Genomic DNA, 23,669 nt, shown 5'->3' with positions numbered 1-23,669 from the left:
GACCGCCCGCCGGCGGAGCACAGGCGAACGAGAAGGGGCCCGGCCGATCGGCCGGGCCCCTTCTCGTGAGCGCGCGTCAGCGGACGGGCACCGCCGACCGTTGCGTCGGCAGGGACGGGGTGGCGGGATCCGTGGTGACCGCCTTCGGGTGGTCGGGCAGCAGGCGGGTGTAGACCTCGTCCATCACCCGGGCCTGCGCCTCCCAGGTCCACTGCTCCAGCACGCCCGGCCGGTCGTAGGCGGCACGGTACCGCTCGGGGTCGTCCAGCACCGCGCGCACCGCGCGCAGGTAGTCGTCCAGGTCCTCGGCGCGGAACACCTCACCCTGGCCGGTCGCCCGGGTCGCCTCGGCCATGGTCTTGACGTCGCTCACCACCATGGGCAGCCGGCCGTGGGCGTACTCGAAGAACTTGGTGATGAGCGCGATCTCGTGGTTCGGCTTGTGGTGGATCGGGATGACGCCGAGGTCGGCCGGGGCCACGAAGGCCGACACCTGCCAGTGCGGCACGTACGGCAGCAGGTGCACCCGGTCGGCCACGCCGAGCTCGGCGGCGAGCTCCTCCAGCTCGTACATGATCGGCACCCGGCCGTTCGGATGCACCGACACCAGCGCGACGTGCGCGTCGGGCATCCGGGTGAGGCCGCGGATCATGATGTCCACCCCGCGCGACGGGTTGATGCCGCCGCAGTAGACCAGCAACGGGGTCGTCGCGTCGATGCCGCAGAGCCCCCGGATGTCCGGCACCGGCACGGCCCGCTGCTCCGCGGTCAGCGCGGCGGGCGGGGCGTTCAACACGACGGCCGGCTGCTCGGGCAGGTCGTGGGTCTCCCGGAGCAGATCGGCCAGCGTCGAGGAGACGGTGATGACGGCGTCGGCGTAGGGCGCGTGCTCCCGCACGTAGGCGATCTGGGCCGGCAGCCAGCGCAGGTTGGTGGGCCGGCCGATGATGCCGGGGACGAACTCGTGGGCGTCCCAGACCAGCTTGACGTCGCGACCGCCGGCCCGGGCCCGCATGGCGGCCCGCGCCCCGACGCCGAGCATCCGGAAGTCGTGCGCGTGGATGAGGTCCGGCTTCAGCTCGTCCACGACCGAGGCGAAGGCCAGCTCGAAGTCCCACAGCTCCGGGTCCAGCCGGCGCCAGGCGCGGTCACCCTGCAGGCCCTGCCAGAACCGCAGCGCCGCCCGGTCGAGCCGGGAGTTCGGGTCCTGCTGCTGCTCCTGCAGCCGCTTCAGCTCCCGCGAGCGGAGCCCGACCCACTTGAACATGACCTTGTTGAGGAAGTACGGCGACGCCAGCCGGGCCTTGCCGGTCAGCTCGGCCCAGCGCGGCCCGCCGCCCTGCCGTGTCACCTTGATCTCGGAGAGCCGGAAGTTGAGGTCGTCCCGCCGGGCCTTGAGCTTGTTCAGCTTCCGCTTCGCCTCGGGCCCCGGCTTGTAGGCGAGCGGGCGGCGCAGCAGGGCCCGACGATAGGTGATCGGGTGCGGGAGCCGCCTGGGCACCCGGATAAGGCGCACCTCAGCGTCACCGAGCCGCCAGTTCTCCTCCGCGGCGGTGCCCTTCAGGATGCCGACCAGGATCACCTCCCAGCCGGCCTCGGCGGCCGACCGGGCGGCCTTCTGCACCCGGGAGTCGCCGTGGACCCCGTTGTCGACGAGCATCACCACCCTCCCCCGGGTCGGTCGGGCGTCGGTGGACGGCACAGCTCGCATCGGGTGCTTCTCCTCGTTCACAGGTCTGGCACGGTCGGTCCGGCTCCCCCCGCCGGTCGTCCGGAGACGACCGGCGCGGGTCACCGGAGGAAGGCGTCGAAGACCTCGGCGGTCCGCCGACCGTCGTGCTGATCACGGACGTAACCGGGCCCCTCGGCGGCGAGCGCCGTCGCGGCGGCGCGGTCGTCGAGCAGCGACTCGATCGCCTTCACCAGCGTGGTGGGCGTCGCGTTCACGATCGGTGGCTGGACGCCGACCGCCCGGTGGGCAGCCTCGCTGAGGTAGGCCACCACCACCTTGCCGGCGGCCATCCCCTCACAGGAGAACGTGCCGTAGCTGCCGATCACGAGCTGGTCGACGACGATGTCGGCGTCCTGCACCTGGCGGCGCATCTCGCTGTACGGCAAACCTTCCACCAGCCGCAACTCGATGATCCGCCGGTCGTGCAGCTCCTGCAACTGGGGCAGGAGCCGGTCGGTGCCCTTGGTCCAGCGGTTGGACGGGGCGTGCAGCACCACCGGGCGGGCCCGCTCCAGCACCGGACGGTCGCACGCCCAGCCGTCGACGTCGACCACCAGCGGGGCCCAGGTGGCGAAGGGCACGTCGTCCAGCAGGTCGGGGGTGGTGACGAACAGCGGGAGGCCGCTCTCCTCGGCGGTGCGCCGGTTCCGCTCGGCCACCACGGTGAGCCGCTCCCGCAGGTCCTCCGGGGCGTCCCGGAACGCCGACTCGGCGTGCCGCTCCAGGTGCGCGCCCGGGTGGCGGATCTCACTGCCGTGCGCCAGCAGCGCGACCTTGATCCGGGCCCGGCGCAGTGCGGGCAGGTCGGCCGCCACATCGTCGCCGTTGAGCCGGCCGAGCACCGGGCGGAAGGCGTCGACGATCAGGTGGGTGTACGCGCCGAGCACCCGCCGGATCTGGTCCAGCTGCACGTCGAGCTGGTGCTCGGCCGGGAAGTGCAGGTAGCGGTCCGCCGGGTACCGGAAGGTCGCCGGTGGCTTGGCCACGACCAGCTCCACGCCGACGTCCGGGCGGGCGGCGCTGATCGCGGCGGCCAGCGCGGAGAGCTGGCCGGCGTAGTTGGCGGTGCCCAGGCCCAGCCGGACGGGCCCGGCGCCCAGGGCCCGCCAGGGACCCGGTGTGCCGGCCTCGAACGGTGCCACGGTCGGCTCCGCGGCCTCGGGCGCCTCCGCGGTGCGGTCCCATGCCCGCTCGACGGCCTTCACGAAGGACGGCACCGAGCCGGGCACGAACAGTTCGCCGGCCCGGTGCCGGGCCAGGTACTCGCGTACCGGCCGGGCGTTGCCGGCCACGATCCGCAGCCCGGCGGCCCGGTAGGCGTCGAGAACGGCGGGCACCGGCGCGGGCTGGTCCCCCTCCGGGGCGAACCCGAGCACGGCCAGGTCCGCCGAGGCGAGGAAGGCCGGCGTCAGCCGACGCGGGCGGGGCACCTCGTGCACCCTCCGGCGTGCCTTGCCAGCGCGGCGGATCAGCTCCTGCACGGCCGCCCCGTCCGCGTCGGTGCGGACGAGGGCCAGGTGGAACTCCGGCAACCGGGCCAGGGCGGCGAGGATGCCGCCGAGCGCCCGGTCGTCCGCGATCCCGCCCGCGTGCACGAGCAGCGGCGTGGTGGCGGGGAGCTCGCAGAGCTCACGTACCGAAGGTGTCTCCCAGGGCCGGTCGCCGGCGGCGGCCCGGCGGAGCGCGATGCGCCACCGCCGGGGGAGCCGCCGCTTCACCGCGGAGACCGTCCGCCGAACCGGCGCCGGGCTCATCGCAGTGCCGGCTCCGCGTCGCTCCCGGCGGGCGCGACGGAGACGACCTTGCCGTCGGACGCGGACTCGAGGAGCCCGGCGGCCACCTGCACGGTCCGCAGACCCTGCCGCAGCGTCACGATGTCGCTCTGCTTGCCCTCGACGGCGTCGCGGAAGCGCTCGTGCTCCACCAGCAGCGGCTCCCGCTTCGGGATCGCGTAGCGGACCATGTCGCCCTCGGCCACACCGCGGAACGCGCGCAGCGCCTCCCACTCGGTGTCGATGGCGGCGTTGGCGTAGAAGGTCAGGTCGGCGGTGAGGGTGTCGGCGACGAAGCAGCCCTTGTCGCCGGTGACCACCGTCGACCGCTCCTTGAGCGGGCTCAGCCAGTTGACCAGGTGGTTGACCATCGTGCCGTCGGAGAGCTGGCCGACCACGGCGACCATGTCCTCGTGCAGCCGGCCGCTGCGGGAGACCGTCCGGGCCGACACCGAGGTGTATTCCCGGCCGGTGACCCAGGCGGTCAGGTCGATGTCGTGGGTGGCCAGGTCCATGACCACGCCGACGTCGGCGATCCGGTGCGGGAACGGGCCCTGGCGCCGGGTGACGACCTGGAACACCTCGCCCAGCTCGCCGGCCTCCAGCCGGGTACGCAGGCTCTGCAGCGCCGGGTTGTAGCGCTCGATGTGGCCGACGCCGGCGACCAGACCGGCGGACTCGAAGGCCTCCACCAGCTTGGTGGCGGCCTCGACGGACTGGGCCAGCGGCTTCTCGATGAGCGCGCCGACCCCGTTGGCGGCCAGCTCCAGGCCGATCTGCTCGTGCAGGGCGGTCGGGCAGGCGACGACGGCGTAGTCGATGCCCAGGGCCAGCAGGTCCTCCAGCGCGGGGACCACCGGCGCGCGGAGCGTGCCGGTCACGTCGCCGGCCGGGTCGACCACGCCGACCAGTTCGACGCCGTCCAGGTTGGACAGCACCCGGGCGTGGTTGCGCCCCATGGCGCCCAGGCCGATCAGGCCGGCGCGCAGCTTGCGGGCCTCGCTCATCGGGCACCCCCGGCGAGGTTCGCGCCCTCGGCGATCCGCTCCAGGTCGGCCGGGCTCAGCGACGGGTGCACCGGCAGCGAGACGACCTCGGCGGCCGCGCGCTCGGTCTCCGGCAGGTCCCACGGGCCGGGCTTGCCGTCGGCGTCGAGGTAGGGCTTGAGGCGATGGATCGGGGTCGGGTAGTAGACCGCGTTGCCGATGCCCAGCTCGGTGAGGCGGGCCATGGCGGCGTCGCGGTTGCCCTGCACCCGCACGGTGTACTGGTGGTAGACGTGCTTGGCCGCGTCGGCCACCGGCGGGGTGACCATGCCGGTGATCTTCGAGTCGAGGAACTTGGCGTTGGCGCGGCGCTGCTCGGTCCACTCGGCGAGCTGGGTGAGCTGCACGCGGCCGATCGCGGCGGCGACGTCGGTCATCCGCATGTTGGCGCCGACGATCTCGTTGGCGTACCGCTGCTCCATGCCCTGGTTGCGCAGCAGCCGCAGGGTGCGGGCCAGCTCGGCGTCGGCGGTGGTGACCATGCCGCCCTCCAGGGCGTGCATGTTCTTCGTCGGGTAGAAGCTGAAGCAGCCGGCGGTGCCGAACGCGCCGACCGGGGTGCCGTTCAAGGTCGCCCCGTGCGCCTGGGCGGCGTCCTCCACCACGGCGAGGTCGTGCCGCTCGGCGATGGCCATGATCTGGTCCATGGCGGCCGGGTGACCGTAGAGGTGCACCGGCATGATGGCGACGGTGCGCGGGGTGACCGCGGCGGCGACCGCCTGCGGGTCGACACAGAAGCTGCCCGGCTCGATGTCCACGAAGACCGGCTCGGCGCCGACCAGCCGGACGGCGTTGGCGCTGGCCGCGAAGGAGAACGAGGGCACGATGACCTCGTCACCCGGGCCGAAGCCGAGCGCCATCAGGGTGAGCTGGAGCGCGGAGGTGCCGGAGTTGACGGCGACGCAGTGCCGGCCGGCGACCAGGTCGCCGAACTCCTCCTCGAACGCCGCGACCTCGGGGCCCTGCACGACCCGGCCGCTCCGCAGCACCCGGACAGCCGCCTCGATCTCGGCCTCACCGATGATCGGTCGTGCTGGGGGAATGAACTCTGGATGCGGCCCGACCATGGGGCTTCCTCCTGTCGACACGTTGCTCAGTGGGGGAACGTTCTGGGGATGGTAGCGGTTTGTGACGAAAACAACCTGGTCGCGTTCAATGTCCGGCCAGTTGTGTCCTGCTGTTCATGATCGACGGGCCGGCCGCCGACGACGCGACCGGGGGTCAGACTTCCACCTCGTCGCGGACAGGCCCCAAGCATGCTACCCGCAGGGCCGCGACGATCGCGGAGGCCAGTCGGGGCACCTCGTCGAGCTCCAGCGGCGCCCGGGAGATGGCCATCCGCCAGTAGACCGGACCGACGATCAGGTCCACGGCGGCACGCCGGTCGGTGTCCGGGGAGAGCTCTCCCCGCTCGACCGCCCGGCCGATCAGGATGCGGCCCACGGCCTGCTGGTAGTCGTCCAGGGCGGCCTGGAGCTTCTCCGCGATCTGCGGGTTGCGGGCCGCCTCGGCCAGCAGGTCCGGGATGATCTGCGAGGCCAGCCGGTGACGCAGCGCACGGGCCATCACGTGGAGCAGGATCTCCAGGTCGCCCAGGAGGCTGCCGGTGTCCAGCAGCGGCAGGTTGCGGCCCGCCGCCGCGGAGACCATGTCCAGCACGAGGTCGAGCTTCGAACGCCAGCGACGGTAGATCGCGGTCTTGCTGACCCCGGCCCGGCGGGCCACGGCCTCGATGGAGAGGCGGCCGTAGCCGACCTCGGCCAACTCCTGCATCACGGCGGCGCGGATGGCACTGGTGATCTCCCCGCGCAGCACCGCCGCGCCGGCCGGGGCACGCCTCTTCTCGGTCGTCACGTGGGACAATGTAGCGCAACGACGATACGGTTGCGTCCCGACGTGTTTTGGACTACCTTTCCGGCAGCAGCGAGGCACCCTCCCCGCCCGGCCGCGCTAGATTTCCACGCCGCGACACATCTTCCTGCTCCCCATCGGCACAAAAGATCGGAGCGCCTGACCATGGCCAACACCGCGGTGGCCGACCCCGATTCCGGGCTGACCCGGGCCCAGCTCGCCCAGCGGTACGGGCTGCGGGTCGCCGGGGAACGCCCACCCCTGGCCGAGTACGCCCGCCGGCTGTGGGCGTACCGACACTTCATGACCGCGTACTCGCGGGCGAAGGTCGCCTCCTCGCTGAGCAACACCCAGCTCGGCCAACTCTGGCAGGTGCTGACACCGCTCACCAACGCGGCGGTCTACTACCTGATCTTCGGCGTGATCCTGTCCCAGCACCGGAGCGTGTCGAACTTCATCGCGTACCTGTGCACCGGCGTGTTCATCTTCATGTTCACCCAGACCGCGGTGCAGAACGGCACGAGCGCGATCACCGGCAACCTGGGGCTGATCCGGGCCCTCCAGTTCCCCCGGGCCGCGCTGCCGATCACCGTCACCCTGGTGCAGCTCCAGCAGCTGCTCATGTCGATGATCGTGCTGGCCGCCATCGTGCTGTTCACCGGCGAGCCGATCACCTTCCGCTGGCTGCTGATCGCTCCCATGCTGCTCCTGCAGACCATCTTCAACGTCGGGCTCACCATGGTGATGGCCCGGCTCGGCTCCAAGGTCACCGACCTCAAGCAGGTCATGCCGTTCGTGATGCGGACCTGGCTGTACGCCTCCGGCGTGCTCTACCCGGTCTCCCTGTTCCGGGAGCACCTGCCGAACTGGGCGGCGTCCGTCCTGGAATGGAACCCGCCGCTGGTCTTCATCGAGCTGGCCCGGTACTCGCTGCTCGACTCGCACCAGGCGAACCTGGTGAGCTCCCCCCTGCGGCTCTGGGCGCTCGGCCTGTTCTGGGCAGTCGTCATGGGCATCGGCGGGTTCGTCTACTTCTGGCGCGGAGAAGAGGAGTACGGCCGTGGCTGACCTCACGCAGCCGGCGGGCAGCGCCGCCGTGACGGACTCGGGGCGCGTCCCCACCGTCGTGGTGGACGACGTGCACGTGATCTACCGGATCCACAAGGGCGCCACCGGCGGCACCACCCCGGTCTCCGCGCTCAAGCGGATCGTGTCCCGGACCACGGCGCCGACCATCCGCGAGGTGCACGCGGTCAAGGGCGTCAGCTTCACCGCGTACGAGGGTGAGGCCATCGGCCTGATCGGCAGCAACGGCTCCGGCAAGTCGACCCTGCTGCGGGCCATCGCCGGCCTGCTCCCGCCGGCCCGGGGCGCGGTCTACACCCAGGGCCAGCCGTCCCTGCTCGGCGTGAACGCGGCGCTGCTCAACGACCTGTCCGGCGAGCGCAACGTGGTGCTCGGGTGCCTGGCCATGGGCATGCCGCCGGAGGAGGTCAAGCGGCTGGCGCCGGAGATCATCGAGTTCTCCGGGATCAACGAGCGCGGCGACTTCGCCTCGCTGCCGATGCGCACCTACTCCTCGGGCATGGGCGCGCGGCTGCGCTTCGCCATCTCCTCGGCGAAGAAGCACGACGTGCTGCTCATCGACGAGGCGCTGGCCACCGGTGACCGCAAGTTCCGCGCCCGCAGCGAGCAGCGGGTGCGCGAGCTGCGCGACAGCGCCGGCACCGTCTTCCTGGTCAGCCACTCCATCGGCTCGATCCGGGACACCTGTGAGCGGACCATCTGGCTGGAGAGCGGCGTCCTGAAGATGGACGGCCCCACCCAGGAGGTCTGCGACGCCTACGAGAACCAGAAGTAGCCGGCCGGAGCGCACCGGTTCCGGCCTCGTCCGGAGTCGGTGCGCTCCGTCGTACGCGTTAAGGTTCACCTCGGCGCCGACCAAAGTTCACCACCCGGTCACCGACGCGCAAAACCCCCCACCCACCGCAGAAGTGAGGAACGGCAATGACGCAGGACCGCACCCCCGCACCGGACGCCCAGCCGGCGAGCCCGGCACCCTGGCGGCCGTCGCGGACGGTCGCGGTGATCCTCGCCGGGGGGACCGGGACGCGTCTGGGGCTGGGCATCCCGAAGCAGCTGCTGAAGATCGCCGGTAAGCCGATCATCGAGCACACCCTGGCGGTGTTCGAGGCCGCGCCGGAGATCGACGAGATCATCGTGCTGATGGCCGCCGGCCACGTGCCCGACGCCGAGCGGATCGTCGCCAACGCCGGCTTCCGCAAGGTCAGCAAGGTGATCGAGGGCGGCGACACCCGCAACGACACCACCCGGATCGCGCTGGACGCCGTCGGCGACGGTGATGTCAACATCCTCTTCCACGACGCCGTGCGCCCGCTGGTCAGCGCCCGGATCGTGCGGGAGTGCGTGAACGCGCTCTGGACCTACGCGGCCGTGGACGTGGCCATCCCGTCCGCCGACACGATCATCCAGGTCGACCAGGACGACTGCATCACCGACATCCCGGTCCGCGCCAGCCTGCGCCGCGGCCAGACCCCGCAGGCGTTCCGCTCCGGCACCATCCGTGAGGCGTACCGGCGGGCCGAGGGCGACCCGAACTTCGCGGCCACCGACGACTGTGGCGTGGTGCTGCGCTACCTGCCCGGCACGCCGATCAAGGTGATCGACGGCTCGGACGAGAACATCAAGGTCACCCACCCGGTCGACGTGCACCTGGCGGACAAGCTCTTCCAGCTCGCCGCGGCCCAGGTGCCCAAGCTCAGCGACCACCGCAGCTACACCGAGGAGCTCGCCGGCCGCACCATCGTGGTCTTCGGCGGCAGCTACGGCATCGGTCACGACCTCACCGAGCTGGCCCGGCGCTACGGTGCCCAGGTCTTCCCGTTCAGCCGCTCCACCACCGGCACGCACGTCGAGCGGTCCGAGGACGTGTCCGCCGCGCTGAAGACCGCCTTCGAGGCGACCGGCCGGATCGACCACGTGGTGGTCACGGCCGGGATCCTGGAGAAGGGCGCCCTGTCCGAGATGGACGAGGAGACGATGGAGCGGCTCCTGCACGTCAACTTCGTCGGCCCGGTCACCATCGCCCGACAGGCGCTGCCCTACCTCCAGCAGACCAAGGGCCAGCTGCTGCTCTACACCTCCAGCTCCTACACCCGGGGCCGGGCGCGCTACGCGCTCTACTCGGCCACCAAGGCCGCGCTGGTCAACCTGACCCAGGCGCTCGCCGACGAGTGGGCCGAGTTCGGCGTACGGGTCAACTGCGTCAACCCCGAGCGCACCGCCACCCCGATGCGCACCAAGGCGTTCGGGGAGGAGCCGGAGCACACCCTGCTCTCCTCCGAGGCGGTCGCCCAGGCCTCCCTGGACGTGCTGATCTCCGAGCTGACCGGCCAGGTGATCGACGTCCGCCGGGCGCCGGGCGAGCCGGTCGCCGCGGTGCCGGCCCAGCCCGGCCCGGATCCGGCCGAGCAGCTGTCCACCGGCGTCGACGCCTGAGCCGCGGGACGGGGACGAGCCAGATGCGTGGTGACCTGGTCCGGAAGCTGCTCGCCCGGGTGCTGACCACCGGGCTGGCGGTGCTGGCCTTCCTCGTCGTGGCCCTCACCGGGGCGACCGGCTGGGGGCTGGCGGTCGCGGTCACCGCGCTCGCCGCCGCCACCTGGGAGCGCCGCGTCCGCCCGACCGCCGACGGCCTCGCCGAGTCGGTGCTGGTCGCCGCCGGCATCCTGGTCGGCTACGCCCGGCGGCTGGACGCCGGCTTCGACCCGGCGCTGGCGGCCACCGCGCTGGTCCTGCTCGGCCTGGTGCTGCTGGTCGGCCCGCTGCGTGACGCCGGCGCCCTGGAGATCCGGGCGGCCAACCTCCCGGTCCGGTCCTGGACGCCGCTGGTCGCCGCCCGCCTCGGCGACGCGCTGCTGGTGCTGCTCGCCCTGGTGGCACTCGCCGCCGGCCTGGCCCTGCCCGCCTGGGTGGCCCTGGTCGCCGCGCTGCTGGTCGGGGCGGGCTGGGGCGCGGTCGGCCTCGACCTGGCCCGGCGCCGGTTCCGGCCGTCGCCCGGCGGTGGGCCGGTGGGCCGGGCGCTGCGCCGGCACCAGCCCGAGTTCCTGCTGTACTTCTCCGCCCCGCCCGGCTCCGAGTACCAGGTCACCATGTGGCTGCCCTACCTGGAGCGGATCGGCCGGCCGTTCCTGGTGCTGCTGCGCGAGCCCGAGTTCCTGCCCACGGTGGCCGCCGCGACCCGCGCTCCGGTGGTCTTCTGCCCCACCCTGAAGACCATGGACGAGGCGCTGGTGCCGAGCCTGCGGGCGGCCTTCTACGTCAACCACGGGGCGAAGAACAGCCACTGCATCCGCTTCTCGCAGCTCACCCACGTGCAGCTGCACCACGGCGACAGCGACAAGGCGCCCAGCGCGAACCCGGTCTCGGCGATCTTCGACAGGATCTTCGTGGCCGGTCCGGCCGCGATCGAGCGGTACGCCCGGGCCGGCGTGGAGATCCCCGCCGAGAAGTTCGTCGTGGTCGGCCGCCCCCAGGTCGAGGCCATCGAGGTACGCCGGGAGCCGGTCACCGGCCTCGCCCACCCGACCGTGCTCTACACCCCCACCTGGACCGGTCACCACGCCGACGCCGACTACTGCTCGCTGCCGGTGGCCGAGACGGTGATCCGCCGGCTGCTCGACCGGGGCGCGACGGTGATCCTGCGGGCGCACCCGTACACCACCCAGAACCCGGCCTCGGCGCGGCAGCTCGCCCGCCTCACCGAGCTGCTCTCCGCCGACCGGGCCAGGACCGGCCGGTCGCACCTGTGGGGCGCCGCCGCCGGCCGCGAGCTGACCCTCACCGAGTGCGTCAACCGCGCCGACGCGCTGGTCTCGGACGTCTCCGGGGTGATCTCCGACTGGCTCTACTCGGGCAAGCCCTACGCGGTCACCGACATGGGCGTCGATGGCGAGCACTTCGTCGAGCGGTTTCCGCTGGCCGGCTCCGGGTACGTGCTGCGCCGGGACATGTCCAACGTGGACGAGGTGCTCACCGAGCTGCTGGACACCGACCCGAAGGTGGCGGCCCGCTGGGCCACCCGGTCCCGCTACCTGGGCGACTTCCCCGCCGGGTCGTACGCCGAGGTGTTCCTCGACGCCGCGCGGCGGGAGCTCGCGCCGGACCGGACGGCGCCCGCCCCGCGGGCCGGTGCGTCGCTCCCCTCCCCCGCCGCCTGACCGGCGGTCACAGGTGGTCGTCGAGGAGGGCGAGCACCGCCGCCGGATCCTCGACGTGCGCGTTGTGGCCGAGGCCGGGCAGGGTGGCGACCGGGACGCCCAGCTCCTTGAGCTGCGCGTCGGTCACCATCGGATCCAGCTCCCCACGGGCCAGTAGCACCGGGACGTCGACCGCGGCGAGCAACGCTGGCAGCCGGGGTTCCCCCACCGCGAAGGCGGCCGGGTCCATGGCCAGCCGCCAGCGGCCGTCCTCGCGGCGCAGCCCCGCCTCCACCACGGGATGGTCGGGGGCGAACAGCCCGGCCAGCCCGGAGACCCGCAGGTAGCGGCGGGCCGCCTCGTCCCGCGTGGCGAACCAGGTGACCGGACGGTCGGCCAGCTCGCGGGCCCTCTCCAGCTCGGCCGGGGACCAGACGGCCTTGATGCCGAGCCCCACCACCGCGTCGACGGGCAGGCGCCGCGACCGCGCGGCCAGTGCCAGCGCCACCACACCGCCGAGCGAGTGGCCGAGCAGTACGAGCCGGTCGCGGGGACCGAGCCGCTCGGCCACCGGGCCGAGCCCCTCGACCAGCCGCCGGGCCAGGCCGTCGAAGGAGTACCCGGGCAGCGGGGGCGACCAGCCGTGACCGGCCAGGTCGGGGGCGAGCCAGCGCCCGGCCCAGGAGCGCTCCAGCAGCGGCGCCCAGGGCAGCCACACCTCACCGGTGGCGCCCATGCCGTGGAGCAGCAGCAGATGGCGGGTACCCGTCGCGTCACCCATAGGCCGCAGTCTGCCACCGGACGGACACCACGCGCGAGAGCAGGCGGTACGACGACGTCGGGCACCGGCTCGGTGGAGCCGGTGCCCGACGGGGGGAAGCTGCGGTCAGGCGGAGTAGCCGCGGGTGGCGGCCCAGTTCGCCAGGTCGATGGTGCTGATCCAGTACTCGGGCAGCGCCGGGTTCGCCGAGTCGGCGATCCGGACGATCCGGCCGTCGTTCTTGTAGCCGATGACGGCGATGTAGTGGCCGCCCGGGAAGGAGTGCCAGCCGCCGTCGGTGTCGGTGGCGTCGCCGGCGATGTTGACCACCACGCCCCGGCCGTCGGTGATCGCCTTGACCACGTCCGCCTGGAGCTGGTCCATCTCCGCCGGGCTCGCCGAGCCGCCGAACATGTGGGTCCGGTACGGGTTGCCCTTGACCATCTGGTTCAGGCCCCGGGTGGTGTCCTCGGCCGAGTTGGTGCCGTTCTCGCCGGCGTTCAGCGGGGCGATCATCGCGTCCTGCGTGGTCTCGACGCCGCTCGCGCTGAGCGCGTTGCGCACCGCGGCCGGGCCGCAGTTCCAGTAGGCGGTCTGCGCCTCGTAGGTGTAGTCGAGCACCTTGGTCGACGGCGGCTTCGGCTTCGCCTTCGGGGTGGTGTCCGGGTCGGTGGTGGCCTTGACCGCGACCTTCGCGGCCGACGGCGACGCGCTCGGCGAGGCGGACGGCGCCGGGACGGCGGCGCGGGCCTCACCCCGGCTGGCCACCTCACCGAGGCGGGAGCCCAGCTCGGCCACCGCGGCGGTGTTCTCCTGGCGGACCGGGGCGTCGCCGGTGGCGGCGAGGGCGGCGCTGGTGCCGCCGGCCAGCACGAGCGCCGCGGCGGAGCCGGCGATGATCTGGTACGGGCGTTCGGTCGCGAGACGCCGCAGCTGACGCTTCAGGTGGTGCTTCACGGGTTCCTCCACGGGGGCGTGCGCGGCACACACCGCCCACACGCGCGGAGGAACTCACGCGCGCTGGCGGGGCGGGTCGCCGCGGAAAGGGAACGCCCGGGGAGCCGGGCGGTCGGGGCGGTTGCCGGGTCCGGTCGCCGTCAGGCGAGCGCCGGCACCACGATGCCGTGGAGGCGGGGGGACGAGCGGGGGGTGATGAGCACGAGGAATGGCACTCCTTCCAAGACCGCCGACCGGGTTAGCTGACGGATTCGGGCGGGAAGTTCGCCCTACCGCGGGCCGTGGGGCCCGCGGATTCACCCCGGTGTTGCTGTGGGTCCCCGGTTCGTGGAAGCACGATTAGGCGGGTCGGCGCGGCGTCGCCACTTGCGATCGGAAACCGCTCCGGACGCGCCGACACTACCGGTGGGTATGCCGCCTGCCAAGCGCTCCACCTGCGTAAACCTCGTGCACGACTACGGATATCGGAACAGTCGGTCACTGACTTCACTCAATGGGACGAGCAGTTACGGCGGCACCGCGCGGCGAAAAGCGGACATCCGGTGTCGGCCCTCCCGGAATTGCGGGGGTCGATCGCCCTGCCTGCTCCCGATGACCGTTTCCCCGGGCCGGGTGACCGGGCTCACGGTTTTCGGATAACGATTCGGCGGATTCGCGGCTCCGCCGGAGCCGATCCGGCGGGTCAGCCGGCGCGGGCCGGACGCCAGCGGGCGCCCGCCACGGCGGCCGGCGCCGGGACCGGAGCCGGTGCCGGGGTGCCCTCGCTCGCGGGGGCGGGGCGGAGGGCGCCGGTGGCCGCGTACGCCTCGGCGGCCAGGGTGCGGGCCGCCTCGGCGGCCAGCTCGGCGTCCCGCCACGCCCGCCGCTCCCGCTCGGCGGCCGCCGCCCAACCGGCCCGGCGGCTCTCGCGTACCGCCCGGGCCAGGACGATCTCCTGCTCGGCCGGGTGCCGGCGCGGATCCCACCCGTTGCGGTGGGCCAGCACGTCGGCGAGCTGCCGGGCGCTCAGGTCGCCCCGCCAGTGCGCCGTCATGGCGGCGTGGTGCAGCCAGCGCTCCCGGGCCGCGTACTCGGCCGGCGTGCGCGGCGTCTGCGGCGCGGGCAGGGCGCCGGCGGCGGTGAAGCGGCGGGCGGCGGTGTCGGCCTCGTCGTACGCCCGCCAGGCCCGGTCGGCCTCGTCCTGGGCGGCGAGCCACTGCTCCCGGCGGCGCCGGGCGGTCTGCCGGGCGCCGGCGGCGGCCACCGCCACCTCGTCGGCGAACCGGCGCAGGTCGGCCCGGAGGGCGGCCTCCTCGGCGGCCGGGTCGGCCGGCGGCTCGGCTGCGGCGTCCCGCTCGGGGCGGGCGACCAGCACGGCGAGCACGCCGAGAGCGAGCACGAGCAGGGCCGACCAGATGGCGGCGGCCTCGGGGACCTCGGTCAGGAAGTGGTAGAGAACGGTCTGCGGCATGGCGCACCTCACGGAGGAGATCGTGGTGGAGAGGTGTCCGCACGACCCGGAAAGCGGCGGGCGCAGCGGCGACACGTGCCGCCGGACCGCTCACGGGTGGGTGCGGGGGTGAGGTTCGGTGCGTGCGGAGGGCCAGGGGCCCGCAAGAGGGTCAGCGGGCGGGCGGTGCCCGGGAGCCGACGGTGGCCGGGACCAGCCCCGCCAGGATGAGAGACCGGCCGGCCACGGCGGGCGCGGCCACGGGCCGGTCCACCGCGCGGGTGACGGCCACGAGTGCCACCGGCCCGGGCTCGGGCTCATCGGCCGGTCGAGCCGGCCCGTCAGCGGCGTCGCCCCGGAGGGCCGGGGCGACGGCGGCGGCCCGGAGGGCCGGACCCTCGACGGAGGCCGTCGCGGCGGGCGCCGCCGATGCGGTCGCGCCGAGCGGCAGCGTCGCGGTGCCGAACGAGCAGGCGACGAGCACGGCCAGGGTGGCCAGCGTCCGGGCGGTCCAGCGCGCCACCCACCACACGGGACAGGTGAGCGCGATCGGCAGCACGGGTACAAACTACCGCCGATGCCGCCACACCGCACCGCCGCCGCGCGTGTCGCACCGGCCCGGTCACGCGGCACCGGCCAGGGTGGACAAGTGGCGGGTGCGGCGGCGCCGGGAGGGATGTGCCCGGCTCAGCCCGGGTGGCGCCGCCCGGCGTACTCGATGGGTCTGGCAGTGGTTTCCGGTGCCGCGCGTGGGGCGGGGACGGCGGGCGCCGGCGCGGCGGCGGCCGGCGCCGGACGGGCCCGGCGCGACGGGCCGAGGCGGCGCATCATCGGCATCTCCACCCAGCGGTGCAGCGCCGCGGCGAGCAGGAGATTCAGCAGCAGGAAGCCGAGCACCGCGAGCGGCCCCCACCACCCGCGCAGGCCGGTGCCCCAGTCGCCGGTGAGCCGCAGCACGGTCTTCATGACCAGCACGTGGACCAGGTAGAAGGCGAACGAGACCTCGCCGAGCCACACCATGGGGCGGGACCGCCACGGCGTGCGCCGGCCCCGCACGTCGGCGTCCGCCGCCGCGGTGATGACCAGGAGGTACGCCGCCGCGAGCAGGGCCGCCCAGAACTCGGCGCGGATCCACAGCGCGGCGACCGCCCAGGTGGCGACGAACAGCAGGCTGGCCACGGTCAGGTTCGGCCCGCGCCAGCGGCCCCGGCGCAGCAGTTCCGCGGCGGCCACGCCCATCCAGAACTCGAAGGAGCGGGTCACCGGGAAGACCTGGGTGAACCACCAGCGGCTCTCCTCGGGCACCAGCAGCTGGGCCGGCCAGAGGGCCAGGATGAGCAGCGGCACGGCGACCACCACGGCCCGGAGCGCCCCGGTGCGGGCCCGGCGCAGCCACGGGAGCACCAGCGGCAGGCACAGGTAGAAGGCCAGTTCGCAGGAGAGTGACCAGCTCACGTTGTTGACGCTGTAGAAGTAGCCGTCGAGGGGGATCCAGGCCTGCACCAGGAAGAGGTTGCCGAGCGCGGCCCACGGAGCGACCGGGTCGAGGAACCAGAACGCGACGACCAGCGCCGCCACGAAGGTCACCAGGTGGTTCGGGTAGATCTTGGCGAGTCGCCGGCGCAGGAAGGTGCGGCGTGGCTCGCCGTCGCGGTAGGACCAGACCAGCACGAATCCACTGAGGATGAAGAAGAACTCCACCCCGGAGAGGCCGAGGCTGAAGACCTTGCTCACCACCGCCCGGAGATCGGGCTCGGCGACGATCCCCATGGTGCCGACGTGGAAGCCGAAGACCAGCAGGGCGGCGATCCAGCGCAGCCCGGTCAGCGACGGCAGCCGGGTGGCGCGGGTGGCCGGGGCGCTTGTCACCCGGGGCACCCTACCGGGTGGTACGCCGGGTCGCCGACCGGAGCAGATCCTCGTACGCCTGTTCGATCAGGGGGTACGATCGGCGGCGTGTCCGACGTCGCATACCAGCCCTCGATGCTCGACTTCGCCGCGCAGGGTCCCACCCTGGGCCCGCTCGCCGGCCGGCTGCGCCGCCACGAGCTGAGCCGGGGCGCCTGGGTCGACCACCTGCCCGGCTGGGTGGCGGGCTCCGACGCGGTGCTCGACACGCTGCTGCACGAGGTGCCGTGGCGGGCCGAGCGCCGCACCATGTACGACGCCGAGGTCGACGTCCCCCGCCTGCTGTGCTGGTACGGCGCCGGCCGGCCGCTGCCCCACCCGGTGCTCACCACGGCGCGCGACATGCTCACCCGGCACTACGCCGACGAGCTGGGCGAGCCCTTCGTCACGGCCGGGATGTGCCTCTACCGGGACGGCCGGGACAGCGTGGCCTGGCACGGTGACACGCTGGGCCGCTCCGCGCACACCGACACCCTGGTGGCCATCGTGTCGTTCGGCTCGCCCCGGCCGCTGCTGCTGCGCCCCCGCGGTGGCGGCGGGACCAGCCTGCGCTTCCCGCTCGGCCACGGCGACCTCGTGGTGATGGGCGGGTCCTGCCAGCGCACCTGGGAGCACGCGATCCCGAAGACCGCGCGGCCGGTCGGCCCGCGGGTCAGCGTCCAGTTCCGCCCCGCCGGGGTGGCCTGACGCCGGTCCGGCCCCGGGCCGAGGCCGCCGCCGTGCTAGAAACAACTCTCAGGGTCGATCACGCCCCCGTCACCTGACGACGCGAAGGGCGACCCATGACCCAGTCCCCCACCTCCCGCTGGTCCCCCTGGGCCCTGCACGGCGACGGACGCTCCGTCACCCCCGGCGACGTGGTCCACCCCGACGAGCGGCTCTCCTGGCCGCGGACCGTCGGGGTCGGCGTGCAGCACGTGGTGGCCATGTTCGGCGCCACCTTCACGGTGCCGCTGATCACCGGCTTCCCGCCGGCCACCACGCTCTTCTTCTCCGGGCTGGGCACGCTGCTGTTCCTGCTGATCACCGGCAACCGGCTGCCCTCGTACCTGGGGTCGTCGTTCGCCTTCATCGCCCCCGTCCTGGCCGCCAAGACCGACGGCGGCATCGGCGCCGCGCTCGGCGGCATCGTGGTGGCCGGCGCCGCGCTGGCGCTGGTCGGCGTGGTGGTGCAGCTGGCCGGGGCGCGCTGGATCGACGCCCTCATGCCGCCGGTCGTGACCGGCGCCATCGTGGCGCTGATCGGGCTCAACCTGGCCCCGGTGGCCTGGGACGGCGGCGGCAGCGGCACCGGGTTCAAGGCCCAGCCGCTCATCGCGCTGATCACCCTGGTCGCGATCCTGGTCACCACGGTGCTGTTCCGCGGCTTCCTGGCCCGGCTGTCGATCCTGCTCGGCGTGGTGGTCGGCTGGGTGCTGGCGGCGCTGCTCGGCCAGCTCGACCAGACGGCGGTCACCACGCTGAAGGAGGCCGCCTGGGTGGGCCTGCCGCAGTTCCACACGCCGAGCTTCAGCCTGCGGGCCGTGGTGCTGGTCATCCCGGTGATCCTCGTGCTGATCGCGGAGAACGCCGGGCACGTCAAGGCGGTCGCCGCGATGACCGGCCGGAACCTGGACCGGGACATGGGTCGCGCGTTCCTCGGCGACGGCGTGGCCACCGTGCTGGCCGGCTCCGGCGGCGGCTCGGGCACCACCACGTACGCGGAGAACATCGGCGTGATGGCGGCGACCCGGGTCTACTCGACGGCCGCGTACTGGGTGGCCGGGTTCGCGGCGGTGCTGCTCGGGCTGTGCCCCAAGTTCGGCGCGCTGATCCTCACCGTGCCGGCCGGCGTGCTGGGCGGCGCCACCACGGCCCTGTACGGCCTGATCGCCGTGCTGGGCGCCCGCATCTGGATCGAGAACCGGGTGGACTTCCACGACCCGGTCAACCTCATGACCGCCGCGGTCGCCGTGATCGTCGGCGCCGCCAACTACACCCTGACCGCCGGCGACCTCTCGTTCAACGGCATCGCCCTGGGCACCGCCGCCGCCCTGGTCGTCTACCACGGCATGCGCCTCATCGCGCACCTGCGCGGCACCACCCCCACCTCCCGGCGAGGCCCCGAACCGGAACTCTGAACCGGATCGCGGTACGGCAGAGGCCCGGCGGTGGCTGCCGCCGGGCCTCTGCGCGCCGGGTCAGTCGCGGTCGATCTGGTGGCCGATCACCGTCGGGCCGAGCATCACGGCGAAGCCGGAGCCGTCGCGGCGGGGGTCGGCCGGCGGCAGCTCGACGGGGTCACCGGTGGCGGTGGCGCCGACCGGGCGCGGGCCGATCCAGGCCACGGCCAGGTCCAGCTCGCCCTTGAGGAACCGCTGGGCACGCACGCCGCCGGTCGCCCGGCCCTTCGCCGGGTACGCCTTGAACGGCGTCACCTTGACCGTGGCGCCCGTCGAGGTGACCACCATCGGCTCGCCGTGGCCCGGGTCGTCGGTGCGGATCGCGCCGAAGAAGACCACCCGCGCCCCGGCCGGCAGGTTGATGCCGGCCATGCCGCCGCCCTTGACGCCCTGCGGCCGGACGGCGGACGCCGCGAACCGCAGCAGCGACGCCTCGGAGGACACGAACGCCAGCGTCTCCGCACCGTCGGTGAGCCAGGTCGCTCCGACCACCTCGTCGCCGTCGCGCAGCGAGATCACCTCGAACTCGTCCGAGCGGACCGGCCAGTCGGGGGCGCAGACCTTCACCACGCCCTGCCGGGTGCCGAGCGCCAGCCCGGGCGAGCCCTCGGCGGGCGGGCCGAGCGGGGCCAGACCGACCACCGTCTCGCCCTGCTCGAGCGGCACCAGCTCGGCGGCGGACATGCCGCCGCGCAGCGACACCGTGCCGGACTGCTCGGGCAGCACCGGCAGCGGCAGCACGTCGATCTTGAAGGCGCGCCCGGCGCTGGTCACCAGGAGCACCCGGCCACGGGCCGTGGAGTGCACGACGGCACGTACGGCGTCGTGCTTGACCCGGCCGCTGCGCCGGCGCGCCTCGGCGGCCTCCTCCGACTCGGCGGCGGTGCGGGCGACCAGCCCGGTGGCGGAGAGGATCACCTGGCAGGGGTCGTCGGCGACCTCCAGCGGGCCCGCCGGCACCGAGGCCGCCAGGACCTCCTTGAGATCGCCGTCGACGAGCGTGGTGCGCCGGTCGGCGGCGAACTGCTTCACCACGGCGGCGAGCTCGTCGGAGACCAGCTTCCGCAGCACCTTCGGGTCGTCGAGGATCTTCGACAGCTCGGCGATCTCACCGCGCAGCTTCTCCTGCTCGGCCTCCAGCTCCAGCCGGTCGTACTTCGTGAGCCGGCGCAGCGGGGTGTCCAGGATGTAGGTGGCCTGGATCTCGGAGAGCTTGAACTTCTGCATGAGGCCGTCCTTGGCGGCCTGGGCGTCGTCGCTGGCCCGGATGAGCCGGACCACCTTGTCGATGTCGAGCAGGGCGATCAGCAGGCCGTCGACCAGGTGCAGCCGCTCCTCGCGCCGGCGCTTGCGGTACGCGCTGCGCCGGGTGACCACCTCATAGCGGTGGTCGAGGAAGACCTCCAGCAGCTCCTTGAGGCCGAGGGTCTGCGGCTGCCCGTCGACCAGGACCAGGTTGTTGACGCCGAAGGACTGCTCCAGCGGGGTGAGCCGGTAGAGGTCGGCCAGCAGCGCCTGCGGGTTGACCCCGACCTTGCACTCGATGACCAGCCGGGTGCCGTTCTCCCGGTCGGTGAGGTCCTTGACGTCGGCGATGCCGGTCAGCCGCTTGGTCTTGTTGACCTCGTTGGTGATGGCGGCGATGACCTTCTCCGCGCCTACCCCGTAGGGCAGTTCGGTGACGGTGATGGCCTGCCGGCCGCGGCTGCCCTCCAGCGGGCCGGTCTGCACCCGGGCCCGCATCCGCACCACGCCGCGCCCGGTCTCGTAGGCCCGGCGCACCTCGTCGAGGCCGAGCAGCAGGCCGCCGGTGGGCAGGTCGGGGCCGGGGACGAACTCCATGAGCTTGTCCAGCGTGGCGTCCGGGTGGTTGATCAGCCAGCGGGCGGCCTGGACGACCTCGGCCAGGTTGTGCGGGATCATGTTGGTGGCCATGCCGACCGCGATCCCGGAGGCGCCGTTGACCAGCAGGTTGGGGAAGGCCGCCGGCAGCACGGTGGGCTGGGTCAGCGAACCGTCGTAGTTGGGCTCGACGTCGACCGTGTCCTCGCCCAGCTCGCCGACGAGCAGCATGGCCTCGCGGGACATCCGGGCCTCGGTGTAGCGGGCGGCGGCCGGGCCGTCGTCGGGCGAGCCGAAGTTGCCGTGCCCGTCGATCAGCGGCGCGTTGAGCGAGAAGTCCTGGGCGAGCCGGACCATCGCGTCGTAGATCGCCGCGTCGCCGTGCGGGTGGTACTTACCCATGACGTCGCCGACGATCCGGGCCGACTTCACGTGCCCCCGGTCGGGGCGGTGGCCCTGCTCGTGCATCGACCAGAGGATGCGCCGGTGCACCGGCTTGAGCCCGTCGCGGGCGTCGGGCAGGGCGCGGGAGTGGATGACCGAGAACGCGTACTCCAGGTAGGAGTCCGACACCTCGTTGACCAGCGGGTTGTCGAAGACCCGGGCGCCGGCCTGGTCGAAGGCGGAGAGATCCGCCTTGGCGCGGTCGTCCTTGCGGCGTGCCATGGTTCAGCTTTCCCTTCGAAGAACCCGGTGGTCAGGCGTCGATGGCGTCGCGGTCGACCAGGTCGGCCGACTCGATGAGCCAGTTGCGGCGGGGCTCGACCTTCTCGCCCATGAGCAGTTCGAGGATCCGCTCGGCGGCCTCGACGTCGTCGAGGGTGATCCGGCGGACCGCCCGGGTCGCCGGGTTCATGGTCGTCTCCCAGAGTTCGTCGGCGTCCATCTCGCCGAGACCCTTGAACCGCGGGATGGGCGTGACGATCTGCTTGCCGGCCTTCTCCAGCTTGCGGACCGTCGCTTCCATCTCGGCCTGCGTGTAGGTGTAGACGGTCTGCGGGTTGCGCCCCCGGGTGGTGATCTTGTGCAGGGGCGGCATGGCCGCGTAGAGCCGGCCGGCCTCGATCAGCGGCCGCATGTAGCGGGCGAAGAGCGTGATGAGCAGGGTGCGGATGTGCGCGCCGTCCACGTCGGCGTCGGCCATGATGAGCACCCGGCCGTAGCGCAGCGCGGAGAGGTCGAAGGTGCGCCCCGAACCGGCGCCGAGCACCTGCACGATCGCCGCGCACTCGGCGTTGTCGAGCACCTGCTGGAGGTTCGCCTTCTGCACGTTGAGGATCTTGCCGCGGATCGGCAGCAGGGCCTGGTATTCCGACGAGCGGGCCATCCGGCTGGTGCCGAGGGCGCTGTCACCCTCCACGATGAACAGCTCGCTGCGGTCCACCCCGGTGGCCCGGCAGTCGACCAGCTTGGCCGGCATCGACGCGCCCTCCAGGGCGGTCTTGCGGCGGGCGGCGTCCTTCTGCTGCTTCTGGGTCAGCCGGACCCGGGCCGCGTCGACGATCTTCTGGAGCACCGTGCGGGCCTCGGCCTTGGTCTTCCGGTCCTCCAGCCAGGCCTTGAGGTGCGCCTCGACCAGGCCCTGGAGCACCTTGGTGATGCCCGCGGTGGAGAGCTCGTCCTTGGTCTGCGAGGTGAACTGCGGCTCCGGGATCCGCACGTGCACCACGGCGGTCATGCCCTCCAGGACGTCGTCCAGGGTGGGCGCGTCCTCCTTGGGCTTGAGCAGGCCACGGGTGTTGCGGGCGGCCTCGGCCAGGGTGCGTGCCAGGGCCCGCTCGAAGCCCTTGCGGTGGGTGCCGCCGTGGGCGTTGCGGATGGTGTTGGTGAAGCACTCGACGGTGCGCTCGTAGCCGGTGCCCCAGCGGAACGCCACCTCGACCTCGGCCCGGCGCTGCACGTTGGACTGCATGACGCCGTTGGCGTCGGCGGCGTTCTCCCGGTAGGTGCCCTCGCCGGCGACCAGCAGGGTGCCCGAGACCGGGCGGTCGCCGGCCGGCGCGAGGTATTCCACCATGTCGGTGAGGCCGTTCGGGAAGTGGAAGCTCTCCTCGACGGGCTTCTCGCCGGTCTCGTCGCGCAGCCGGTAGGCCACGCCGGGGACCAGGAAGGCGGTGTTGCGCAGCTTGAGCCGGACCGCCTCGGTGTCGAGCGCCGCACCGGTCTCGAAGTAGCGCGGGTCGTGCCACCAGCGGATGGAGGTGCCGGTGCGCTGGCCGCGCTTCATGGCGCCGACGATCTGGAGGCCGGGGCCGGGGGTGAAGGGCGCGTCCGGGCCGGCACCGTCGAAGATTCCGGGGACGCCGTGCCGGAACGACATCGAGTGGATCTTGCCGCCGCGGCGGACGGTGACGTCGAACCGCCGGGAGAGCGCGTTCACCGCCGAGGCGCCCACGCCGTGCAGGCCGCCCGAGGTCTTGTAGCCCGAGCCGCCGAACTTGCCGCCCGCGTGCAGCCGCGTCAGCACCAGCTCGACGCCCGAGATGCCGGACTTGGCGTGCACGTCGGTCGGGATGCCGCGGCCGTCGTCGTCCACCTGCACCGAGCCGTCGGCGTGCAGGATCACGTCGACCTTCTTGGCGTGACCCGCGACACCCTCGTCGGTCGAGTTGTCGAGGATCTCGTTCACGAGGTGACCCACGCCACGGCTGTCGGTCGAGCCGATGTACATGCCGGGGCGCTTCCGGACGGCGTCGAGGCCCTCCAGGTGCGTCAGGTCGTCGGCCCCGTACAGGGTCTCAGGCTGTGCGGTCAACTGGTCGTACTCCCAGGTCTCGGCGGTGTGGTGCCGTTCACCGTGCGATCCCCCACGTCGATCGCCTGGCGCGGCGCGCCCGAGCGAGCCTAGCCCGGCACTCCGACAGAGCCGTGGCACCCGGTGCGGTGCGGCGTCACGTGCCGCACGCCCGGAGGCGAGGAGGCGTCCGTGCAGGACAACGACATGCCCGCCCGGTGTCTTCCCGAACCCGGACGGCGATCGCCCGGGCCGAT

At 73.1% G+C, this 23,669-nt stretch carries 18 protein-coding genes and 1 riboswitch; of the genes, 6 read left to right on the top strand and 12 right to left on the bottom strand.

Annotation, left to right across the window (positions count from 1 at the left end; translation table 11 throughout):
- Positions 1 to 76: 76 nt before the first annotated feature.
- The 5 genes from GA0070214_RS15365 to GA0070214_RS15345 all read right to left on the bottom strand — a co-directional run bounded on the left by GA0070214_RS15365 (position 77) and on the right by GA0070214_RS15345 (position 6,404).
- Positions 77 to 1,711, bottom strand: coding sequence for a glycosyltransferase family 4 protein (locus GA0070214_RS15365; RefSeq protein ID WP_244167722.1), 1,635 nt, complete (start codon positions 1,709 to 1,711; stop codon positions 77 to 79).
- 80 nt (positions 1,712 to 1,791) lie between these two features.
- Positions 1,792 to 3,450, bottom strand: a complete 1,659-nt coding sequence (locus tag GA0070214_RS15360; RefSeq protein ID WP_244167721.1) for a glycosyltransferase family protein — start codon at positions 3,448 to 3,450, stop codon at positions 1,792 to 1,794.
- A 32-nt stretch (positions 3,451 to 3,482) separates the two neighbouring features.
- Positions 3,483 to 4,511: a Gfo/Idh/MocA family protein gene (locus tag GA0070214_RS15355; RefSeq protein ID WP_091263352.1), complete on the bottom strand. Its 1,029-nt coding sequence runs from the start codon at positions 4,509 to 4,511 to the stop codon at positions 3,483 to 3,485.
- The gene (locus GA0070214_RS15350) at positions 4,508 to 5,617 is read right to left on the bottom strand and encodes a DegT/DnrJ/EryC1/StrS family aminotransferase (RefSeq protein ID WP_091263350.1); all 1,110 of its coding nucleotides are present in this window, start codon (positions 5,615 to 5,617) and stop codon (positions 4,508 to 4,510) included. The genes GA0070214_RS15355 and GA0070214_RS15350 overlap by 4 nt, the downstream gene beginning before the upstream one ends.
- Positions 5,618 to 5,771: 154 nt before the next feature.
- Positions 5,772 to 6,404: a TetR/AcrR family transcriptional regulator gene (locus tag GA0070214_RS15345; protein ID WP_091263348.1), complete on the bottom strand. Its 633-nt coding sequence runs from the start codon at positions 6,402 to 6,404 to the stop codon at positions 5,772 to 5,774.
- 162 nt (positions 6,405 to 6,566) lie between these two features.
- On the opposite strand from GA0070214_RS15345, the gene GA0070214_RS15340 reads away from it, so the two are divergent.
- The 4 genes from GA0070214_RS15340 (at position 6,567) to GA0070214_RS15325 (ending at position 11,641) form a co-directional block, all read left to right on the top strand.
- A complete protein-coding gene (locus GA0070214_RS15340; RefSeq protein WP_091263346.1) occupies positions 6,567 to 7,469 on the top strand; it encodes an ABC transporter permease in 903 nt (300 codons plus the stop codon).
- Complete coding sequence (locus GA0070214_RS15335; RefSeq protein ID WP_091263344.1) at positions 7,462 to 8,262, top strand: ABC transporter ATP-binding protein; 801 nt, start codon at positions 7,462 to 7,464, stop codon at positions 8,260 to 8,262. Before GA0070214_RS15340 ends, GA0070214_RS15335 begins: the two co-directional genes overlap by 8 nt.
- A 146-nt stretch (positions 8,263 to 8,408) precedes the next feature.
- The gene (locus tag GA0070214_RS15330; protein WP_091263343.1) at positions 8,409 to 9,920 is read left to right on the top strand and encodes a bifunctional cytidylyltransferase/SDR family oxidoreductase; all 1,512 of its coding nucleotides are present in this window, start codon (positions 8,409 to 8,411) and stop codon (positions 9,918 to 9,920) included.
- Between the two features lie 23 nt (positions 9,921 to 9,943).
- A complete protein-coding gene (locus GA0070214_RS15325) occupies positions 9,944 to 11,641 on the top strand; it encodes a CDP-glycerol glycerophosphotransferase family protein (protein WP_091263341.1) in 1,698 nt (565 codons plus the stop codon).
- A 7-nt stretch (positions 11,642 to 11,648) separates the two neighbouring features.
- On the opposite strand, the gene GA0070214_RS15320 is transcribed toward GA0070214_RS15325, so the two are convergent.
- The 5 genes from GA0070214_RS15320 to GA0070214_RS15300 all read right to left on the bottom strand — a co-directional run bounded on the left by GA0070214_RS15320 (position 11,649) and on the right by GA0070214_RS15300 (position 16,635).
- On the bottom strand, positions 11,649 to 12,401 hold the full coding sequence (locus GA0070214_RS15320) for an alpha/beta fold hydrolase (RefSeq protein ID WP_091263339.1): 753 nt from the start codon (positions 12,399 to 12,401) through the stop codon (positions 11,649 to 11,651).
- A 105-nt stretch (positions 12,402 to 12,506) separates the two neighbouring features.
- Positions 12,507 to 13,349: a C39 family peptidase gene (locus GA0070214_RS15315; RefSeq protein WP_208602788.1), complete on the bottom strand. Its 843-nt coding sequence runs from the start codon at positions 13,347 to 13,349 to the stop codon at positions 12,507 to 12,509.
- Between the two features lie 200 nt (positions 13,350 to 13,549).
- Positions 13,550 to 13,693: riboswitch (cyclic di-AMP (ydaO/yuaA leader) on the bottom strand.
- Positions 13,694 to 14,019: 326 nt separating this feature from the next.
- Positions 14,020 to 14,787 (bottom strand): hypothetical protein, encoded by a 768-nt coding sequence (locus GA0070214_RS15310; RefSeq protein ID WP_091263335.1) that lies wholly within the window; start codon positions 14,785 to 14,787, stop codon positions 14,020 to 14,022.
- A 151-nt stretch (positions 14,788 to 14,938) separates the two neighbouring features.
- Positions 14,939 to 15,325 (bottom strand): hypothetical protein, encoded by a 387-nt coding sequence (locus GA0070214_RS15305; RefSeq protein WP_091263333.1) that lies wholly within the window; start codon positions 15,323 to 15,325, stop codon positions 14,939 to 14,941.
- 128 nt (positions 15,326 to 15,453) lie between these two features.
- On the bottom strand, positions 15,454 to 16,635 hold the full coding sequence (locus GA0070214_RS15300; RefSeq protein WP_091263331.1) for an acyltransferase family protein: 1,182 nt from the start codon (positions 16,633 to 16,635) through the stop codon (positions 15,454 to 15,456).
- An 87-nt stretch (positions 16,636 to 16,722) separates the two neighbouring features.
- Here GA0070214_RS15300 and GA0070214_RS15295 point away from each other — a divergent pair, with 87 nt between their 5' ends.
- Both GA0070214_RS15295 and GA0070214_RS15290 read left to right on the top strand, forming a co-directional pair.
- On the top strand, positions 16,723 to 17,361 hold the full coding sequence (locus GA0070214_RS15295) for an alpha-ketoglutarate-dependent dioxygenase AlkB (RefSeq protein ID WP_091263329.1): 639 nt from the start codon (positions 16,723 to 16,725) through the stop codon (positions 17,359 to 17,361).
- A gap of 95 nt (positions 17,362 to 17,456) precedes the next feature.
- On the top strand, positions 17,457 to 18,794 hold the full coding sequence (locus tag GA0070214_RS15290) for a uracil-xanthine permease family protein (RefSeq protein ID WP_091263327.1): 1,338 nt from the start codon (positions 17,457 to 17,459) through the stop codon (positions 18,792 to 18,794).
- Positions 18,795 to 18,854: 60 nt separating this feature from the next.
- Here the strand turns inward: GA0070214_RS15290 and GA0070214_RS15285 are convergent, their stop codons facing one another.
- Together GA0070214_RS15285 and GA0070214_RS15280 are read right to left on the bottom strand one after the other, a co-directional pair.
- On the bottom strand, positions 18,855 to 21,344 hold the full coding sequence (locus GA0070214_RS15285) for a DNA gyrase/topoisomerase IV subunit A (protein WP_091263325.1): 2,490 nt from the start codon (positions 21,342 to 21,344) through the stop codon (positions 18,855 to 18,857).
- 31 nt (positions 21,345 to 21,375) lie between these two features.
- Positions 21,376 to 23,433 carry a DNA gyrase/topoisomerase IV subunit B gene (locus GA0070214_RS15280; RefSeq protein WP_091263323.1) on the bottom strand — a complete coding sequence of 686 codons (2,058 nt, stop codon included), beginning with the start codon at positions 23,431 to 23,433 and terminating at the stop codon, positions 21,376 to 21,378.
- Positions 23,434 to 23,669: the final 236 nt, after the last annotated feature.

The organism is Micromonospora chaiyaphumensis, assembly GCF_900091435.1.
Lineage (GTDB): Bacteria > Actinomycetota > Actinomycetes > Mycobacteriales > Micromonosporaceae > Micromonospora > Micromonospora chaiyaphumensis.
Note: the sequence above shows the minus strand (reverse complement) of the source record. Positions and strands in the feature narration are given on the sequence as shown.

Coding starts and splice junctions, on each gene's coding strand:
- GA0070214_RS15320 (WP_091263339.1), bottom strand. CDS start 12,401: ATGGGTGACGCGACGGGTACCCGCCATCTGCTGCTGCTCCACGGCATG.
- GA0070214_RS15350 (WP_091263350.1), bottom strand. CDS start 5,617: ATGGTCGGGCCGCATCCAGAGTTCATTCCCCCAGCACGACCGATCATC.
- GA0070214_RS15330 (WP_091263343.1), top strand. CDS start 8,409: ATGACGCAGGACCGCACCCCCGCACCGGACGCCCAGCCGGCGAGCCCG.
- GA0070214_RS15325 (WP_091263341.1), top strand. CDS start 9,944: ATGCGTGGTGACCTGGTCCGGAAGCTGCTCGCCCGGGTGCTGACCACC.
- GA0070214_RS15365 (WP_244167722.1), bottom strand. CDS start 1,711: ATGCGAGCTGTGCCGTCCACCGACGCCCGACCGACCCGGGGGAGGGTG.
- GA0070214_RS15310 (WP_091263335.1), bottom strand. CDS start 14,787: ATGCCGCAGACCGTTCTCTACCACTTCCTGACCGAGGTCCCCGAGGCC.
- GA0070214_RS15355 (WP_091263352.1), bottom strand. CDS start 4,511: ATGAGCGAGGCCCGCAAGCTGCGCGCCGGCCTGATCGGCCTGGGCGCC.
- GA0070214_RS15340 (WP_091263346.1), top strand. CDS start 6,567: ATGGCCAACACCGCGGTGGCCGACCCCGATTCCGGGCTGACCCGGGCC.
- GA0070214_RS15285 (WP_091263325.1), bottom strand. CDS start 21,344: ATGGCACGCCGCAAGGACGACCGCGCCAAGGCGGATCTCTCCGCCTTC.
- GA0070214_RS15290 (WP_091263327.1), top strand. CDS start 17,457: ATGACCCAGTCCCCCACCTCCCGCTGGTCCCCCTGGGCCCTGCACGGC.